The 18,606-nt window shown below is 74.4% G+C and carries 15 protein-coding genes; 9 read left to right on the top strand and 6 right to left on the bottom strand.

The window, feature by feature from the left end; genetic code table 11:
• Window positions 1–33: 33 nt before the first annotated feature.
• Window positions 34–3,312: a type I polyketide synthase gene (locus B056_RS0115545; RefSeq protein WP_026239746.1), complete on the top strand. Its 3,279-nt coding sequence runs from the start codon at window positions 34–36 to the stop codon at window positions 3,310–3,312.
• 84 nt (window positions 3,313–3,396) lie between these two features.
• Here B056_RS0115545 and B056_RS0115540 read toward each other — a convergent pair whose 3' ends face one another.
• The 3 genes from B056_RS0115540 to B056_RS0115530 all read right to left on the bottom strand — a co-directional run bounded on the left by B056_RS0115540 (window position 3,397) and on the right by B056_RS0115530 (window position 6,422).
• On the bottom strand, window positions 3,397–4,611 hold the full coding sequence (locus tag B056_RS0115540) for a cytochrome P450 (RefSeq protein WP_026239745.1): 1,215 nt from the start codon (window positions 4,609–4,611) through the stop codon (window positions 3,397–3,399).
• Between the two features lie 66 nt (window positions 4,612–4,677).
• A complete protein-coding gene (locus B056_RS0115535) occupies window positions 4,678–4,929 on the bottom strand; it encodes a hypothetical protein (protein WP_154677053.1) in 252 nt (83 codons plus the stop codon).
• Window positions 4,926–6,422, bottom strand: a complete 1,497-nt coding sequence (locus tag B056_RS0115530) for an acyl-CoA carboxylase subunit beta (protein WP_018502789.1) — start codon at window positions 6,420–6,422, stop codon at window positions 4,926–4,928. The genes B056_RS0115535 and B056_RS0115530 overlap by 4 nt, the downstream gene beginning before the upstream one ends.
• 194 nt (window positions 6,423–6,616) lie before the next feature.
• Between B056_RS0115530 and B056_RS0115525 the strand changes: the two genes are divergently transcribed.
• A complete protein-coding gene (locus B056_RS0115525) occupies window positions 6,617–7,696 on the top strand; it encodes an LLM class flavin-dependent oxidoreductase (protein WP_018502788.1) in 1,080 nt (359 codons plus the stop codon).
• A gap of 4 nt (window positions 7,697–7,700) precedes the next feature.
• On the opposite strand, the gene B056_RS0115520 is transcribed toward B056_RS0115525, so the two are convergent.
• On the bottom strand, window positions 7,701–8,402 hold the full coding sequence (locus tag B056_RS0115520) for a TetR/AcrR family transcriptional regulator (RefSeq protein ID WP_020572516.1): 702 nt from the start codon (window positions 8,400–8,402) through the stop codon (window positions 7,701–7,703).
• 177 nt (window positions 8,403–8,579) lie between these two features.
• Between B056_RS0115520 and B056_RS0115515 the strand changes: the two genes are divergently transcribed.
• The 7 genes from B056_RS0115515 to B056_RS0115480 all read left to right on the top strand — a co-directional run bounded on the left by B056_RS0115515 (window position 8,580) and on the right by B056_RS0115480 (window position 16,800).
• Window positions 8,580–9,755 (top strand): LLM class flavin-dependent oxidoreductase, encoded by a 1,176-nt coding sequence (locus B056_RS0115515; protein ID WP_026239744.1) that lies wholly within the window; start codon window positions 8,580–8,582, stop codon window positions 9,753–9,755.
• A gap of 181 nt (window positions 9,756–9,936) precedes the next feature.
• Window positions 9,937–11,475 (top strand): ABC transporter substrate-binding protein, encoded by a 1,539-nt coding sequence (locus tag B056_RS0115505; protein WP_018502784.1) that lies wholly within the window; start codon window positions 9,937–9,939, stop codon window positions 11,473–11,475.
• Between the two features lie 4 nt (window positions 11,476–11,479).
• Complete coding sequence (locus B056_RS0115500; protein WP_018502783.1) at window positions 11,480–12,454, top strand: ABC transporter permease; 975 nt, start codon at window positions 11,480–11,482, stop codon at window positions 12,452–12,454.
• On the top strand, window positions 12,451–13,392 hold the full coding sequence (locus tag B056_RS0115495) for an ABC transporter permease (protein WP_018502782.1): 942 nt from the start codon (window positions 12,451–12,453) through the stop codon (window positions 13,390–13,392). Before B056_RS0115500 ends, B056_RS0115495 begins: the two co-directional genes overlap by 4 nt.
• Window positions 13,389–14,426, top strand: a complete 1,038-nt coding sequence (locus tag B056_RS0115490; RefSeq protein ID WP_018502781.1) for an ABC transporter ATP-binding protein — start codon at window positions 13,389–13,391, stop codon at window positions 14,424–14,426. Before B056_RS0115495 ends, B056_RS0115490 begins: the two co-directional genes overlap by 4 nt.
• Window positions 14,423–15,376, top strand: a complete 954-nt coding sequence (locus B056_RS0115485; RefSeq protein WP_018502780.1) for an ABC transporter ATP-binding protein — start codon at window positions 14,423–14,425, stop codon at window positions 15,374–15,376. Before B056_RS0115490 ends, B056_RS0115485 begins: the two co-directional genes overlap by 4 nt.
• Before the next feature lie 194 nt (window positions 15,377–15,570).
• Window positions 15,571–16,800 carry an acyltransferase family protein gene (locus tag B056_RS0115480; RefSeq protein ID WP_018502779.1) on the top strand — a complete coding sequence of 410 codons (1,230 nt, stop codon included), beginning with the start codon at window positions 15,571–15,573 and terminating at the stop codon, window positions 16,798–16,800.
• A 76-nt stretch (window positions 16,801–16,876) separates the two neighbouring features.
• On the opposite strand, the gene B056_RS0115475 is transcribed toward B056_RS0115480, so the two are convergent.
• Window positions 16,877–17,797 (bottom strand): alpha/beta hydrolase, encoded by a 921-nt coding sequence (locus tag B056_RS0115475; protein WP_018502778.1) that lies wholly within the window; start codon window positions 17,795–17,797, stop codon window positions 16,877–16,879.
• A 217-nt stretch (window positions 17,798–18,014) separates the two neighbouring features.
• On the bottom strand, window positions 18,015–18,563 hold the full coding sequence (locus B056_RS36650) for a GNAT family N-acetyltransferase (RefSeq protein WP_018502777.1): 549 nt from the start codon (window positions 18,561–18,563) through the stop codon (window positions 18,015–18,017).
• Window positions 18,564–18,606: the final 43 nt, after the last annotated feature.

Here is an 18,606-nt window from a genome sequence, read left to right as displayed (position 1 = left end):
AGCCAGAAAGCTCTGACAGGGAGTGCGAGACAGATGACTGACCAGGCTGCAGCGAGCACCGAGGACCGGCTGCGCGACTATCTGCGGCGGGCCACCGCCGACCTGCGCCAGGCCCGGCGCCGGATCCGGGAGCTGGACGCGCGGGTGCACGAGCCGATCGCGATCGTGGGCATGGGCTGCCGACTGCCGGGCGGCGTCGACTCCCCGGAGGCGCTGTGGCGGCTGCTCGACGAGGAGCGGGACGCCATCGAGGGCCTGCCCACCGACCGCGGCTGGGATCCGGAGCGGCTCTACGACCCGGATCCCGACCGGCCGGGCACCACCTACGCCCGCGAGGGCGGATTCCTCGACGACGCGGGCGGTTTCGACGCCGCGTTCTTCGGCATCGCGCCGCGCGAGGCGACCGCCAGCGACCCGCAGCACCGGCAGCTCCTCGAGGTCGCCTACGAGACCCTCGAGTACGCCGGGATCGCGCCGGACTCCCTGCACGGCACCCGGACGGGCGTGTACGCCGGGGTGGTGTCCCAGGCGTACGTGCCGCCGCCGGAGCGGGTGCCCGCCTCGTACGAGGGGCATCTGATGACGGGAAACGCGACGAGCGTCGCGTCCGGGCGGGTGGCCTACCACCTCGGGCTGGAGGGACCGGCCCTCACTCTGGACACCGCCTGCTCCTCGTCGCTGGTGGCGATGCACCTGGCGGCGCGGGCACTGCAGCGCGGCGAGTGCGACCTGGCGCTCGCCGGCGGGGTGACGGTGATGGCCACCCCGGTGCTGCTGGTCGAGTTCAGCCGGCAGCGGGGGCTGTCACCGGACGGCCGCTGCAAGGCGTTCGCCGCGGCGGCGGACGGCACCGGCTTCGCCGAGGGCGTCGGGCTGGTGCTGCTGGAACGGCTCTCCGACGCCCGGCGGGCCGGCCGGCGGATCCTGGCGGTGTTGCGCGGCTCGGCGGTGAACTCCGACGGGGCCAGCAACGGGCTGACCGCGCCGAACGGCGTCAGCCAGGAGCGGGTGATCCGCCAGGCGCTGGCCGACGCACGGCTGGCTCCGCAGCAGGTCGACGTGGTGGAGGCGCACGGGACGGGCACCCGGCTCGGCGACCCGATCGAGGCGCAGGCGCTGCTGGCCACCTACGGGCAGGGCCGGCCGGCCGGCGAGCCGCTGTGGCTGGGCAGCCTGAAGTCCAACATCGGCCACACCCAGGCCGCCGCCGGCATCGCCGGGGTGATCAAGATGATCCTGGCCATGCGGCACGACCGGCTGCCGCGCACCCTGCACGTCGACGAGCCGACGCCGCACGTCGACTGGGCCGGCGGCGACGTCCAGCTGCTCACCGAGGCCCGCCAATGGCAGCGTGGGGACCGGCCACGCCGGGCGGCGGTCTCCTCGTTCGGGATCAGTGGCACCAACGCCCACCTCGTCCTGGAGGAGCCGCCCGCGCCCGACGAGCCCGCGGCGGAGACCGAGCCCGGGCTCGACTCCGACGAACCGGCCACCGGCGGCCTGGCCGGCCCAGCCCGCCAGGCCGCCGGGACAGGGGACGCACGGCCGGCGGCGGCCGACCCGGCGGCGGCTCCGTGGGTGCTGTCGGGACGTACTGAGGCGGCGCTGCGGGCCGCGGCCGGCCGGCTGCGCGAACGGCTGGACGCCGACCCCGGTCTCGACCCGGTCGAGGTCGGGCGGGTGCTCGCCGTCGGGCGCACCGCCCACCCGCACCGGGCGGCCGTGCTGCCCGGGTCCGACCGCAAGCGGCTGGACGCGCTCTCCGCGCTGGCGGGCGAACGGCCCAGCGGGCTGGTCGCACCCGGTGGCCCGGGTGGCCGAACGGCGTTCCTGTTCACGGGCCAGGGCAGCCAGCGGCCAGGCGTGGGCCGGCAGCTCTACACCAGCCGGCCGGTGTTCGCCGCCGCCCTCGACGAGGTCTTCGCGGCGTTCGAGCCGCTGCTCGACCGGCGGCTGCCCGACCTGCTGTTCAGCAAGCCGGACACTCCCGAGGCGGCCCTGCTCGACCGCACCGAGTACGCCCAGCCGGCCCTGTTCGCGCTGGAGACGGCGCTGTACCGGCTGCTGGTCGAGCTGGGGCCGGAGCCGGACCTGGTCGCCGGGCACTCGCTCGGCGGGCTGACCGCCGCGCACGTGGCCGGCCTGCTCTCCCTGGCCGACGCCGCCACGCTCGTCGCCGCCCGCGGCCGCCTCATGCAGGCCCAGCCCACCGGCGGGCTGATGGCCGCCTGCGAGGCGACCGCGGAGGAGATCGAGAGCCTGCTCACCGAGCAGGACGGGCCGGTCTCGCTGGCGGCCGTCAACGGCCCGCGGGCCGTCGTCGTGTCCGGGGACGCGGAGGCGGTCGCCCGGGTCACGGCGGCCGTCGCCGCCCGCGGCGGGCGGACCCGCACGCTGCGCGTCAGCCACGCCTTCCACTCCGCGCACATGGACGGGGCGCTGGCCCCGTTCCGCGAGGTCGTCGCCGGGCTGCGCTTCCAGCCGCCGGTCCTGGACGTCGTCTCCGAGCTGACCGGACGGCCGGCGAGCTTCGAGGAGCTGCGCGACCCCGACTACTGGGTGCGCCAGCTGCGCTCGCCGGTGCGCTTCGCCGACGCCGTGGCCACGCTGCACGCCGCCGGCGCCGCGACCTTCCTCGAGGTCGGCCCGGACGCGGTGCTCACCCCGATGGTGGCGGACTGCCTCCCGGTGGGCGCCGGCACGACGGGCGCGGGCCAGGTGGTGGCGGTGCCCGTGCTGGTCCGGGACCGGCCGGAGGAGCAGGTGCTCGCCACCGCCCTGGCCTGGCGGCACGTGCGCGGCGCGGACGTCCGCTGGGACGCCTGGTTCGGCCCGGCGGCGGGCCCGCCGCCGCACCTGCCCACCTACCCGTTCGAGCATCGCCGCTACTGGTGGCCCGCCGAGGTCGTCGCCGCCCCCGCGGGCCCGCGGCCCGCGGCGGACGAGGTGGCTGACGCGGCTGAGATCTCCGCGCCGGCGGAGCCCGCCGAGGTCCCGGCGGCCGGCCAGTCGGACCAGTCGGACCAGTCGGACCTGGCTGGCCAGGCCGGCCCGCCGGTCGCCGCGGACCGCGGGGAGGTGCTGCTCGCCCTGGTCCGCGAGCACGCCGCCGAGGTGCTCGGCCATCCCGATCCGGACTCCATCGGCGCGGACGACAACTTCCTGGAGATCGGGTTCTCGTCCTTCACCGCCCTGGAAGTGCGCAACCGGCTGTGCGAGGCGACCGGCCTGACGCTGCCGGCGGTGCTGCTCTACGACCACCCGACACCGACGGCGGTCGTCCGGTTCCTCGAGGAGAGCCTGGTCGCCTGAGCCGCCCCACCCCGCGGACGCGTGATCGGCCCCGGCCTGCGCAGGCCGGGGCCGATCCGTCGGGACAGCCGTCCCGATCAGGGGCTACCAGACGACGGGCAGCCGGTAGACGCCCTGCACCGAGCCGCCGGGCTTCGCCCCGAGCGCCTCGACCGGCTCGGCCAGCCGCAGCGTCGGGATACGGCCGAACAGCTCGCGCAGGCCGATCTCCAGCTCCACCCGGGCCAGGTTCTGCCCGATGCACTGGTGGATGCCGTAGCCGAAGGCCAGATGTCCCCGCGGGACCCGGCCGATGTCGAGGACGTCGGGGTCGGGGAACGTCGACGCGGTCCGGTTCGCCGCCGCCGTCGGCAGGTACACCCCGTCACCGGCCCGGATGACGACCCCGGCGACCTCGATGTCGGCGGCGGCGATCCGCTGGATCTCGTCGGCCACCGACAGGAAGCGCAGCAGCTCCTCGGTGGCGCCGGCGGCCCGCCCGGCCGGGTCCTCGACCAGCCGGGCCCGCTGGTCCGGGTGCTCCAGCAACGCCAGCACGCTCAGCCCGAGCATGTTCGCGGTCGTCTCGTGCCCGGCGACGAGCAGGAACATCGCCATCGACGCGAGATCGTCCTGCCCGATCTGGCCGGTGCCGAGCCGCTCGGCGATCAGCTCGTCGAGCAGCCCCTCCCCGGGCCGCTCCCGCTTCGCGGCGATCAGCTCGTCGAAGTAGTCGACCAGGGCCCGCGACGCGGCCGCGGCCTCGGCCGCCGTGCTGGTCGCGATCACCATCCGCCGGGTCTGCTCCTCGAAGAACTCGTGGTCGCCGTAGGGCACACCGAGCAGCTCGCAGATCACGGTGGACGGGATCGGCAGCGCGAACTCGGGCACGAGGTCGACGACCTCGCCCGGCTCGTGCGCGAGCAGGGCGTCGACGCGCCCGCCGACGATCCGTTCGATGTCCGGCCGCAGCGCGTTCGCCCGCCGCACGGTGAAGTTGCCGATCAGCATCCGGCGCTGGATGTCGTGCTCCGGCGGGTCCATCCCGACGAGCGCGACGAGCTTGGCCGCGGCCATCCGCGGCACCAGCACCGGGAAGTCGGGCCGGGAACGGTCCGAGGACAGCCGCGGGTCGACGAGCAGCCGGCGGGCCTCCTCGTAGCCGGTGACCACCCACACCTCCCGGCCGTCGAACAGCGTCGCCCGGGTGATCGGCCCGTCCTGCTGGAGCCGCGCGTACCCGGCCGGCGGGTGGTAGGGACATCCACGGTCCATGGGAAAGGCGGGCGGAGTCGCCACGACCGCTTGGTTGCTGCTCATGACCTGTCCCCTGACGTCCAGGCGCGGCCCTCACGCCACGCGGGCCATGATCATGGGTAACCCAGGTTAATCAGCGCTAAAGCCACCGGTGGACGGCCACCGGCCATGGGTGCCGTCGTGGATGTCGCCATGGATGTCGCCGGGCCCGGCCGCGGGTGGCGGCGGGCCGGGCGCCGGGCCGGACAGGCTGTCGGGCGGGCCGACCCACCAGCCGGAGGCGAGGAACGCCCCGGTCACCCCGATGGCCTCCCATTCGGCGGCGACCGCGCGCGCCACCCGGCCCCACGCCCGGCGCAGCCCTCCCCCCTCAGCCGTCACAGCGGGATGTTCCCGTGCGGGACCCGCCCCGCCGGCGCCGTGCGGGCCGCCCCGGAGATCGCGGCCTCGGAGATCGCGGCGGCGACGCGGCGGCGGGTGTCCGCGGGCTCGATGACCGCGTCGATCAGGCCGAGTTCGACGGCGCGCCGCGCGCCACCCGCCGTCCGCTGGTGCTCGGCGGCGAGCGCGCGCAGCCGCTCCGGGCGGTCGGCCGGGTCGACCGCGGCGAGCTCCCGGCGGTGCAGGATGCCGACGGCGGCCTCGGCCCCCATCACCGCCAGTTCGGCGTCGGGCCAGGCGAAGACGGCGGTGGCCCCGAGCGAGCGGGAGTTCATGGCGATGTAGGCGCCGCCGAACGACTTCCTGGTCACCAGCGTCACCCGGGGCACGGTGGCCTCGGCGAAGGCGTAGAGCAGCTTGGCGCCGCGGCGGACCACCCCCTCCCATTCCTGGCGGACGCCCGGCAGGTAGCCCGGCACGTCGACGACGACCAGCAGCGGGATCCCGAACGCGTCGCACATCCGCACGAAGCGGGCCGCCTTCTCCGCGCTCAGCGAGTCCAGGCAGCCGCCCTTGCGCAGCGGGTTGTTGGCGATCACCCCGATGCGCCGGCCGTGCAGGCGACCCAGCCCGACGACGACGTTGGCCGCCCACCGCGCCTGGAGCTCCTGGAAGGAACCGCGGCCCGGATCGTCCGGGTCGGCGTCGAGCAGCGCGTGCACCAGGGGGCGGACGTCGTAGGCGCGCCGCCGCCGGTCCGGCAGGAGCGCCCCGGGATCGGCGCCGTCCGCCGCGCCGTCGGGGACGGGGCGGTCCACCGGGGCGGGATGATCGGTGCCGGCGAGCAGTGGGACGAGTCGGCGGGCCCGGGCGAACGCGTCGTGCTCGGAGTCGGCCAGCACGTGCACGACACCGGAACGGCTGCCGTGGGCCTGCGCTCCACCGAGGCCCTCCATGTCGATCTGCTCACCCGTCACGCTGCGCACGACGTCCGGGCCGGTGACGAAGACCCGCCCCGCCGGCGCCATGATCACCACGTCGGTGAGCGCCGGGCCGTAGGCGGCGCCCCCGGCCGCCGGCCCCAGCACCACCGAGATCTGTGGTATCCGGCCGGAGGCCCGCACGGTGGCGGCGAAGATCTGCCCGATGCCGTCCAGGGCCTCGACGCCCTCCCCCAGGCTGGCCCCGCCGGAGTGCCAGAGCCCGACCACCGGAACGCCGTCCCGCCGGGCCTGGTCGATCGCCGCGGCGATCTGGCGCGCGCCGGCGCCGCCGAGCGCGCCGCCCATGCTGGTGCCGTCCGTGCAGAACGCGATCGCCGGGACGGTGCCGAGGGTGCCCCGCCCGACCAGGACCCGCGACACCACGCCCCCCGGAGCGGGAATGAAGGTCCCGGGGTCGAACAGCGCGGCGAGCCGCCGCGCGGGGCCGCGGGGATCGTGCTGTTCCGGAATGCTGATGCCGAGCCGCGTGTCGCCGACCGTCTCCACCATCGACTTACCTCTCCCGACGACGTGTCCTGCCCGAGAACGGCGGGGTCGGCCGTCCTGTCATCCGGGATCAAGCGTGCGGGCGGTTTCTAAAGCCCGGCTTACCGCGCCCGGCCCCTTCGAGGGGCGGGCGCCGTCCACCGTGCGCTTTAGCGCGGGACAAGCCGGCGGTCAGACTCCGCCGGGACGATCGCGGCATGCGCGTCGGACTGGGATATCTGAACATGGCCCCGGCGGGCGACGCCCCGACCGCCCGGGCCCTCTACGCCGACTTCCTGCACGACGCCCGGTGGGCGCAGGCGGCGGGCTTCGCCGGCATCTGGGTCACCGAGCACCACTTCTCCACCTACAGCCTGACCTCGTCGCCGCTGCTCCTGCTGGCCCAGGCGGCGGTCGTCGCGCCCACGCTCCGGCTGGGCACGTCGATCCTGGTGCTGCCCTTCTGGGATCCGGTGCGGCTGGCCGCCGACCTGCTCACCCTGGACGCGCTGTCCGGTGGCCGGCTCGACGTCGGCATCGGCCGCGGGTACCAGCCGCACGAGTTCCACGGGTTCGGCCGGGACCCGGCGGACAGCCGGGCCGCCTTCACCGAGGCGGTCGACCTCCTCCAGCAGCTGTTCACCGCCCCCGACGAGCGGTTCGCGGGCCGCTTCCACCGGATCGACACGCCGGTCACCCTGCTGCCCCGCCCGACCCAGCGACCCCACCCGCCGATCTGGACGTCGGCCACCAGCCCGGAGTCGCTGCGCTTCGCCGCGGACCGGGGCTTCCACTTCATGCTGCCCGCCGGCACGACGTTCCCGCAGGTCGTGGAGCGCCGACGCTGGATCGAGGAGGCCGGCGGGCTGCCGGCCGGGCGGGAGTTCCAGGTCAACCGGTTCGTGTACCTGGGCGACGAGGAGGGCCGGGCGGCGGTCGTCCGGGAGATCGCCCGCCAGTTGCAGACCTCGGCCGCGCTGACGGAGGGGACGGGTCCGGTGGCGGGCGCCGCTCCCGCGCCCGAGCGGCCCGATCCCGCGATGGAGGAGAAGGCCCGCGAGGTCCTCATCACCGGGTCCGCGGCGGAGGTGCTCGAGCAGTTCCTGGCCCTGGCCGAGACGGGCATCACCTACGTCATCGCCAGCTTCGCCTTCGGGTATCTCGACCCTCGGGTCAGCCGGCGCTCCCGGGAGCGGTTCGCCGCCGAGGTGCTGCCCCGCCTCCCGGTGACCGCGCCGCCGTCGGTCCCGCCGACACCGCCGACGACCTCGCCACCGGCCCTGCCCGCGGCCCGGTGAGTCGCTACTCGCTCGCCGGGGCCCGCGCCGCCGGATCCGTGGCGGCGAACGCGCGCAGGAAGGTCGCGGTCGCGGCCCGCGCGGTGTGCTGGATCTGGGTGTCGTCGAACGGGCGGGTACCCAGCGCGGAACGGTGCGCGACCGGGCCGGTGAGCAGCGCCAGGTACTGTTCGGCCGCCTCGACCGGGTCGGCCAGCCGCAGCCGGCCGGCGAGCGCGAGCCGGGCCAGCCGGTCCGCGAACGCCTCCCCCACCTGGTTCGGCCCGTTGGCGCCGATCATGTCGAACAGGTCCGGGAACCGGACGATCTCGGCGTGCAGCAGGCGGCGCAGCGCCCAGGAGTCCGCGGCGCAGTAGCACTCCAGCAGCGCGCGGCCGACGTCGGTGAACGCGACGGGCAGGTCGGCCACGTCGACGGTGAGCCGGCTGACGACGGCGAGGGTCTTGGCCGTGGTCCGGTCCGCGGCGGCCGCCATCGAGTGCCGGAACAGGTTCTCCTTGCCGCCGAGATGGTTGTAGATCGTCGGCTTCGCCACGCCGGCCTCGGAGGCGATCATGTCGATGCTCGCCTGCGGATAGCCCTCGCGGGCGAAGACGGCGAAGGCGGCGTCCAGGATCGCCTGCCGCTTGTCGATCCTGCCCCGGGTGCCGACAGCTCCAGCCGAGCCCGCGGCTCCAGCCGAGCCGGCGGTCCTCACACTGCGCACCGGCCCAGCCTACGCGGACGACACCGGCGAGCCGACCGTCCCGACAGGTTGGGGACAGGCCGGGCCGCGGGGCCGCCTCAGCCCTTCAACCTCGGCATTTACCACTAAGACGATGGGTTTAGAGGATAAGTTCTACTGCACTGACCAGTTCATCCTTCTGTAGCGAGGTTGACTCCCGTGACTGGTACGTCCCCCCGACCCCGGCCCGCGAGCGACGTACCACTGGGCGTGCTCGACCTCGTCCCGATCAGTGCGGGCGAGAGCGTCGCGGACGCGCTGCGCAACAGCATCGGCCTGGCCCGGCACATCGACCGGCTCGGCTACCACCGGTACTGGGTCACCGAGCACCATGTGAACCCGAGCACAGCCGGGCTCTCCTCGACCCTGCTGACCGCCCTGGTGGCCGACGCCACCACCCGCGTCCGGGTCGGCTCCGGCTCGTTGCAGCTGGGCCATCGCACCGCGCTGTCCGTAGCGGAGGAGTGGGGCCTGCTCGACACGCTCCACCCGGGCCGGCTGGACCTGGGCCTGGGCCGCGCCGGCTGGCATCCCCCGGCACCCGCCGCCGGCCACACGGAGACCACCGGCGACACCCCGGCCGGACCGGACGTCCCGGCCGGACCGGCCCCCGTCGAGCCGGACGAGCCGCCCGCGCCGTACCCCCGGCTGCGCGGCTCGGACCTGTTCGCCCTGCACCGGCTGCTGCTGCCGCTCAACCCGCTCAACAGCCCCGACTACCTCGACCAGGTGACCGAGGTGGTGGCCCTGCTCGACGGCACCCGCCGCGCCGGTGACCTGCGGGTCCACGCCGTCCCCGGCCACCGGGCCGAGGTGGCGGTCTGGGTTCTCGGCCGCACCGCCGGTGAGAGCGCGGAGGTCGCCGGCCAGCTGGGCCTGCCCTACGCGACGAACTACCACGCGAGCCCGTCCACCACGGCGGACTCCGTCGCGGCCTACCGGAAGGCGTTCCGCGCGTCGGAGAGCCTGGCCCGCCCCTACGTGATCGTCACGGCGGACGTGGTCGTCGGACCCGACGACGAGTCCGCCCGGCGGGCGGCCGTCGGCCACGACCAGTGGAGCCTGGCCAACCGCGTCGGCGAGCCGACCGTGTTCCCCTCGCCCGAGGAGACGTCCGCCTTCCCGTGGGAGCCGGCGGACCGCGAGCTGGTCGCCGACCTGGGACGGAGCCGGCTGGTCGGGACGGCGGAACACGTCGCCGCCGGGCTGCGCGAGCTGCGCGACCGCTTCGACGCCGACGAACTGCTGGTCACGACCACGACCTTCGCCCAGGCCGACCGGCTGCGCTCCTACGAGCTGCTCGCCGACCAGTGGCGCCTCCCGCGAGCCGACTGAGCCCCGGCCCGCTCAGCCCCGGCCCGCGTCGAGCCCCGGCCCGCCGAGCCCCGGCCCGCCGGGGCGCCCGCCCCACCCACCCCACAGATCACCCACGATCACCTTGAGCACCCGGAGCAGTTGAGCCATGAGACGCGGACGCCCGCCAAGACCCCTCCGATCGTTCTGGTCCGCCCGGCGGTTGCGGACCGCGGCGGCCGCCGCGCTGGCCGCGCTGGCGGTCAGCACGGTCGCCGCCTGCGGCGGTTCCACGGCCGCCGACGGGACCGCGCCGGCCGCACAGAGCGGCGGGACCCTCACCGTCCTGTGGCCCGCCGAACCACTCGACCTGTCCACCGACAGCGGCTTCGGGCTACAGATGATCTCCGGGGCGATCGAGCGCCTCGCCGTCTACGACGCCCTGGTCGCGATCACCCCGGCCGCCGAGCTGGACTACCGCCTGGCGAGGTCCCTCGACTCCGACGACTCGCTGACCTGGACGCTGCGGCTGCGGGACGGTCTGAAGTTCAGCGACGGCACCCCGCTGGACGCCGCCGCGGTCCGGGACAACTGGACCCTGCTGGCCGATCCGGCCCGCAAGTCGCCCAGCGCCAAGATCGCGCAGCGGATCGGGTCGTTCACCGTCGTGGACCCGACGACCCTGCGGATCACGCTGAAGGAGGCCGACGGCCAGTTCCCCCGGCTGGTCGCGCAGACCCCGCTGACCTTCATCGGCTCCCCCACCGCGCTGCGCGCCCAGGGCGACGGGTTCAAGACCGCGCCGGTCGGCGCCGGGTCGTTCACCGTCAAGGAGTGGCTGCGCAACGACCACCTGACGCTGGTCCGCAACCCGGCCTCGTCGGTCCAGGCGCACTACGACACGATCGTCGTCAAGTCCGTCCCGGACGAGACGCAGCGTTACAACACCCTGCTCGCGGGGGGCGCCGACATCGCCTTCTCCGCGAACCTGCGTACCGGCATCACCGCGGCCGCGGCCGGGCTGGTCACCGAGAAGGCGTTCAGCGACGGCGGGCTCAACCTGCTGTTCAACGTCACCAAGGCCCCCTTCGACGACATCCGGGCCCGCCGGGCGGTCTCCTACGCCCTCGACGCGCAGGCACTGAACAAGGCCCTGTTCGACGGGACCGCCGCCGTGCCGTCCAGCTTCCTGCGCGACGACTCGCCGCTGCACAGCGACGTGCCGCTGCCCCGCCCGGACCGGGCGAAGGCCCAGGCCCTGTTCGACGAGCTCGCCGCCGCGGGCAAGCCGGTGCAGTTCACCATCATCTCGCCGCTGAACTTCAGCAACGTCGCCGAATGGATCCAGTCCAGCCTCGGCGGCTTCCGGAACGTCAGCGTGAAGGTCGACGCGATGGCCCAGACGCTGCCCGTGCTCCAGGGCGGCTTCCAGGCCACGCTCACCGGCACCCCCCGGTTCGTGGACCCCTACCCGCAGCTGGCCCTGAACCTGGGCACCGGCGGCTCGAGCAACTACGGCAAGTTCTCCGACCCGGCCCTCGACGCCGCGCTGCGGGAGGGGCAGCAGTCCCGGGACACCGCCGACCGGGTTCGGGCCTACGAGACCGCGCAGCGGATCATCGCCGAACAGCTGCCGCTGGCCGGCCCGCTGTACCGCCTGCCGGGGCAGTACCTGCACTCGTCCAAGGTCTTCGGCGAGGGCAAGCTCCCGATCATCAACGACGGCGTGCTCGACATCACCAAGCTGACCGGGGCTGGGTGATCGGATGAGTCAGCGCCGCGGCGGCACGGCCGTCCAGCTGGTCGTGCCGAGACTGCTGCGGGCCGCCGCGGTGCTGCTCCTGGTCGGCCTGGGGGTCTCGCTGCTGCTCGAACTGACCCCCGGCGACCCGGCCTTCGCCCTGCTGGGCGATCAGGCCAGCGCCGACCAGATCTCCGCCGTCCACCGGGCACTGCACCTCGACGACCCGTTCGCCACCCGTTACTGGCACTGGATGAGCGGGGTGGTGCGCGGCGACTTCGGCACCTCGTACCTGACCGGCGAGCCCGTCCTCACCTCGGTGGGGCAGCGGATGCAGGTGACCGGCGAGCTGGTGCTGCTCGCCCTCGCCGTGGCGCTGGTCATCTCGGTGCCGGTCGGGGTGCTCACCGCGCACCGGGCGGACGGTTGGGCGGACCGCTCCTGGTCGATGGCCTCCTCCGCGCTGATCTCGACCCCGCCGTTCGTGCTGGCGCTGTTCCTGGTCTACCTGCTCGCGCTGCAGGTCGGCGGGCTGCCCGCCACCGGCTGGGTGGCGCCCGCGGACAGCCTGGGCGAGAACCTGCGGCACGCCGTCCTGCCGGTGACCACGCTGGCCCTCGCCCTGGTGCCCACCTACTCGCGGATGCTTCGCGCGGACATGATCGCCACCCTCCAGGAGGACTTCATCCTCACCGCCCGCTCCCGGGGGCTGCCCGTCCGCCGCATCCTGTTCCGGCACGCGCTGCGGCCCTCGTCGTTCTCCCTGGTCACCCTGACCGGCCTCAGTGTCGGGCAGCTGATCAGCGGGGCGGTGGTCGTGGAGGTCCTCTTCGCGCTGCCCGGGATCGGCCAGCTCGTCGTCACCAGCGTCGTCGCGAAGGACGTGCCGGTGGTCCAGGGCGTCGTGATGTTCATGGCGGTCGTGTACTGCGTGGCCACCGCGGTCACCGACGTGCTCTACGGCCTGCTCGACCCGCGGGTCCGGGTGCGGCCCGCATGACCGACACCAGCGCGGACCTCACCGGTGCGGGTGTCATTGGTGCGGACCTCACCGGTGCGGGCGTCACCGGTGCGGCCACGGCCGGCGCCGGCCCGGGGGCGGTCGGACCGGCCGGCTCCCGCCGGGACGTCTCCCTCGTGCTCGCCCTCGCCTGGATCGCCCTCGTCGTGGCCGCCGCGGCGCTCGCCGACGTGCTGCCGCTGCGCCCGTACGGGGCGATCGTCCCCGGCCTCGACGCGCGGACGCCGCCCGGCTGGGCCGCGGAGTTTCTGGGCACCGACGCCATCGGCCGCAGTGTGGCGTCCCGGGTGGTCCACGGCGCGCGGGAGTCGCTGATCGTCGGGGTGGGATCGACCGCACTGGCGATGGCCGCCGGGCTGATGGCCGGGCTCGCCGCCGGCTTCTTCCGGCGCTGGCTGGACACCGCGATCAGCCTGGTCCTCGACGCCCTGCTCGCGGTGCCCGCCCTGGTGCTGCTGCTGGCGGTCGCCTCCGTCGGACGGCGCGGCACCGGCACCGTCGTCCTCGGCCTCGCGCTCGTGGGGATGCCGAGCTTCGCCCGGCTGGCCCGCGCGAGCACGCTGGCGTTCGTCGACCGCCCGCACGTCGAGGCGGCGCGGGCACTGGGCGCGGGACCGCTGCGCATCCTGCGCCGCGACCTGCTACCGGAGGTCGTCCTGCGGGTCGCGCCGTTCGCCTTCGTGTACCTGGCGTTCGCGGTCGTGGCCGAGGCGTCGCTGAGCTTCCTGGGCCTGGGCGTGCCCCCGCCGACCCCGAGCTGGGGCGGGATGATCAACGATGGCCGACCGTACCTGCAGGGCGAGCCGTTCCTGGTGTTCGTCCCCGCCACCTGCGTGTTCCTGACGGTGGCCGCGTTCACGACCGTCGGGGACCGGGCCCGCCGCCGCTTCGACACCGGCGTCTCGGGGCTGCGATGACACTGCTGACCGCCCGGGACGTCACCACCACGCTGCCGACGCCGGCCGGCCGGCTGCGCGCCGTCGACGGGGTCTCCTTCACCCTCGCCCCCGGGGAGGCCCTCGGGATCGTGGGCGAGTCCGGCTCGGGCAAGTCGATGCTGGCCCGCACGCTGATGGGCCTGGCCCCGCCGAGCGCCCACACGACCGGCTCGGTGTCCTTCGCCGGCCGTGACCTGCTCACCGCCGGTCCCGCGGAGCTGCGGGAGGTGCTCGGCTCCGGCATCGCGATGGTGTTCCAGGACTCGGCGACGTCCCTGAACCCGGTGACCCGGATCGGGCGGCAACTCACCGAGACGCTGCGGCTGCGCCGCGGGCTGGACCGCCGCCGGGCCCGTGAGCAGGCCGTCGACCTGCTCCGCCGGGTCGGCATACCCGACCCGGCCCGGCGGGCCCGCAGCTACCCGCACGAGCTGTCCGGCGGGATGCGCCAGCGGGCCTGCATCGCGCTCGCCATCGCCTGCGGACCGCGGGTGCTGCTCGCCGACGAGCCGACCACCGCCCTGGACGTCACCGTCCAGCGCCAGATCCTCGACCTGCTCGCCGGCCTGCGGCGCGGCGCGGGCATGGGACTGGTCCTCATCACCCACGACCTCGCGCTGGTCGCCGGCCGGACCGAACGGCTCCTGGTCATGTACGCCGGACGGGTCGTGGAGACCGGGCCGACCCGGGCGGTCATCCGCGGCCCGCGCCACCCGTACACCGCCGCGCTGCTCGCCTCGATCCCCCGCCTGGACCGGCCGGGCCACAGCCGGCTGGCCACGATCCCCGGCCGGCCCGCCGCGGCCGTGGACCCCCGCCCCGGCTGCCGGTTCGCGCCGCGCTGCCCCCGGGCTCAGGCCCGCTGCCGGCGGGAGGACCCCGACCTCGGGTCCGCGGGTCCGGACCCGGGGTCCGCAGACCCCGGGGGGCACCGCGCGGTCGCCTGTTTCCACCCCCTCGACCCCCTCGACAGCCCGCCGCCCGGGCCGGACATCCCGCAGGAGTCGTCGTGACCGAACCGGACGTCCTGCTGCGGGTCCGTGACCTCATGGTGGAGTACCGCGCGCCGGGCCGGGGAACCGTGCGGGCCGTGAGCGGGGTCAGCTTCGACGTGCGGCGCGGGGAGACCCTCGGGCTCGTCGGGGAGTCCGGCTGCGGCAAGTCGTCGACCGCGCGGGCCGTGCTGATGCTGCGCCGCCCGAGCGCCGGGCAGGTCGAGTTCGACGGGCAGGAGCTGACCGGGCTGTCGGCCCGGCGACTGCGCCAGGTCCGCCCGCACCTACAGATGATCTTCCAGGACCCGGCGTCCTCGCTGAGCCCCCGCCGCACCGTCGGCGAGATCGTCGCCGAGGGCCTGGCGGTCCACCGGGTCCCGCGCCCCTGGGACCGGCTGGTCGAGGAGGCCCTGTCCTCCGTCGGCCTCGACCCGGCGGCCGTCGCCCGGCGCCGGCCCGCCGAGCTGTCCGGCGGCCAGTGCCAACGGGTCGCGCTCGCGCGCGCCCTCGTGCTCTCCCCCTCGCTGCTCGTCTGCGACGAGCCGGTGTCGGCGCTCGACGTCTCGGTGCAGGCCCAGATCCTCAACCTGCTGGAGGACACCCGGGCCGAGCGCCGGCTCAGCCTGCTGTTCATCGCGCACGACCTCGCGGTGGTCAGGCAGGTCAGCGACCGGGTCGGGGTCATGTACCTGGGCCGGATCTGCGAGCTGGCCCCGGCCGACGACCTCTACGCCCGGCCCCGGCACCCCTACACCCGCATGCTGCTCGCGGCCGTCCCCTCGCTCGACGGCCCGGTGGAGGAGACCGACGGGCCGGAGCCCGGCGAGCTCCCCTCCCCGCTGCGACCGCCGAGCGGCTGCCGGTTCCGCACCCGCTGCCCGCGGGCCCAGTCCCGGTGCGCGGCGGAGCGACCCGCCCTGCGCCCGGTCACCCCCGATCACCAGGTCGCCTGCCACTACCCGGACTGACTCCCGGCCACCCCTGCAGCCCCCCGGAGAAATCACGGGATTAGCCGGCTTTTAGAAGTCGACACAATGCTGAGCTCCCCATCAGCTACCCGGACGCCCGCGGGTGGCGTCGAGCCAGTTTCAGGGGACTTCCTCGACGCCGCTCCGCCGGGCCGTGAAAGGCACGTGATACGCGCATGCGTCACACCCCTTCGGTGCCTGTACTGCCCTCACTGACCGGCATCCGGGCTCCGGCCGCGCTGCTGGTCTTCCTCTTCCACGCCCAGTGGGAGAACCATTACATCGGCGGCGACACCGGTGACACCATCTCCGACATCATCGACCGCGGCGGAACATGGGGGCTGGGCCTCTTCTTCGCGCTGAGCGGCTTCGTCCTCGCCTGGACGGCGAGCGCGAACGACACCGTGGTGGGCTTCTGGCGCCGGCGCGTCGTCAAGGTCTTCCCGAACCACCTGGTGACCTACGCCCTGGCCCTGGTCATCGTGCTCTCCAGCTCGCAGTCCGTCCCGCTGGACCACTGGCTGCCCAACCTGTTCCTGGTCCAGACCTGGGTACCGGACGTCGCCCGGGTGGTGTCGCTGAACGGCGTCTCCTGGTCGCTGTCCGCCGAGCTCTTCTTCTACCTCTCGTTCCCGTTCCTGCTGGCGGCCATCAACCGGATCCGGGACGAGCGGCTCTGGCTCAGCACCGGCGTCGTGGCCGCGCTGATCATCGGGGCGACCTTCTTCTCGTACTACGTGATCTCCGATCAGCCGCGGCTGATCGGGTTCGGCGGCGACGACTACTCCTACAACCAGATCTGGTTCATCTGGTTCTTCCCGCCGGTCCGGGGACTGGAGTTCGTCCTCGGCGTGCTGCTCGCGAAGCTCGTGCTCGCCGGCCGCTGGCGCCCGATCGGCCTGCCGGCCGCGGTGGGGTTCTCCGTCGCGGGCTACCTCGTGTCGACGTTCGCGGTGCCCTACCTGTTCGGGGTCAGCGGGGTCGCGACCCTGTGGACCGCCCCGCTGCTCGCCGAGCTCGCCCTGGCCGACGTCGAGAAGAAGCGCTCGTGGGTACGTCACCCGGTGCTGGTCTGGTTCGGTAATCTCTCCTTCGCCTTCTACATGATCCACTGGCTGGTCATCGGCCGGGCGACCCACTGGGCCAAGCCCGACCCCTCCCGGTCGGTCGTGGACGGCCTCGGGCTGATCCTGCTGACGTTCGTGGTCTCGCTGTTCCTGGCCTGGGTACTGCACAACTACGTCGAGATGCCCGCGGTCCGGCGCTTCAGCGGCGCCCGCCCGCGGTCCGTGGCGATACGGGCGTACCCGCACGTCACGGTGCCCGCACCGAGCATCCCGGCGCCCGGCACGGCGGTCCCGAACGCACCGGTCCCGAACGGCACGGCTCCGGGTGCCCCGGTGGAGTCGACCGGCATCGCCTGACCGCGACCGCGTCGCCGTGGCCGGTGTGGCGCCCGACCCGTGGGTCGGGCGCCACACCGGCCCTGACAAGGTCCCGTCAGTCGGCGGCGAGGCCGTGCCGCAGCGCCCAGACCTGCTCCTCCTGGGCCCGGCGCGCGGTGTCGAGGTCCAGGTCGCGGAAACCGTGCGCCGCGCCCGCGTAGGCGTGCAGATCGACCGGCACCCCAGCCTGCATGAGCCGCAGCGCGAAGAGAATCCCCTCGTCGCGCAGCGGGTCCTCGCCGCCCACGGCGAGGTAGGTCGGGGGCAGCCCGGTGAGGTCCTCGGCCCGGTTGGGAGCCGCGTAACGGTCCGCCTCGGCCACGCCCTCGCCGAGGTAGAGCCGCCAGCACTGGACGGCGAGCGGGCGGTTCCAGACCGGGGTGTCGACGGCGTCCCGCATGGAGGGCGTGTCCAGCCGGTCGTCCGTGGTGGGCATGACCACGCTCTGGAAACGCACCGCCGGCCCGCCCCGGTCACGGGTGAGCAGCGCCACCCCCAACGCCAGGGTCGCCCCCGCGCTGACCCCGGCCAGGCCGATCCGGGCCGGGTCGGCGCCCAGCTCCTCGGCATGCGCCGCGGCCCACTCCAGGGCGCTGTAGGAGTCGTTGAGACCGGCGGGGAAAGGGTGCTCGGGAGCGAGCCGGTACCCGACCGACACGATCACCGCCCCGGTACCGAGAGCCAGGTGCGCGACGCCCTCGTGAACCATGTCGAGGCTGCCGAGCACGAAGGCGCCCCCGTGCATGTACACGACCAGCGGCAACGGGGACGGCCGGCCTTCGGGGCGGTAGACACGCACCCGGACCTTCACGTCGTCCTCGGAACCGGGAACGAGATGGTCCGTGATGGTGAGCCCGGGGATCGGCGGCAGTTCGTCGATGTGAATCGCCACCCGCCCGAGGCGTTCCTGCCTGACCGCGGCCTCCAGGTCGGTGATGGTTCCCTTGTTCGGCGCCGGCGCCGACGTCCTCGTCATTCCGCGCTCCTCGTTCCCTGTTTTTCGATCCGCCTGGTGATGGCCCGACCCGGCGCCAGAATCAATCGACGCCCACCGCGGGACAAACGTCGATGTCGACCGCCGTCCCGACTGCATGCCGCCCCGGCTCCGCGCCGCCCCGACTTCACGGCAGCCTGTTTTCCGGGACTTCCACCTTATCGCGGACGGCATATGCACCGTTCTGGAACAGAGTTGATTACGCGTCGCCGGCTCGGTGGTCGGGGCCGGGCAGGTCTATTTCGAAGTAGTACGAGTCCGTGCCCGGGCCGCGGCGTTCGTGCCGGTCGAAGCCGACACTCTCGTACAGCGCGACCGCGGCGACGTCGGCGTTGGTCGTCGTCAGGTCCATGTACGTCGCCCCACGCCGGCTCGCGTGCTCCATCGTCGCCGTGAGCAGGATCCGACCCAGCCCGCGTCCCCGCAGCTCGGGCCGGATGTACAGCTCGGCCAGGTAGCACTCGTCGGCGTCGTCCCACAGCGAGGGCCGGAACCGGGCCAGGGCGAACCCGGCCGCGTCGTCCCGGGCCACGTCGTCCCGGGCCGTGTCATCCCAGGTCGTGGACGCCTCGACGAGCAGCACCGCCGTCGCGCCCTGCCCGAGCAGGAGCGCGACCCGGTCCGCGAGCCAGCCCTGTTCGGGCGCCGGCTCGTCGTACTCCGCGTTGAACGCCCGGAGCAGCCGCGCGATCTGCTCCGTGTCGGCGACCTGAGCGACACGGACGCGCGGCGGGCCGCTCGTCGTCATGCCCACCAGGCTATCGACGCGGGCGAGGTCGGCATGGTGGCCG

Source organism: Parafrankia discariae (genome assembly GCF_000373365.1).
GTDB classification, from domain to species: Bacteria; Actinomycetota; Actinomycetes; order Frankiales; family Frankiaceae; genus Parafrankia; species Parafrankia discariae.
This window is presented reverse-complemented; position numbering and strand designations above follow the sequence as displayed.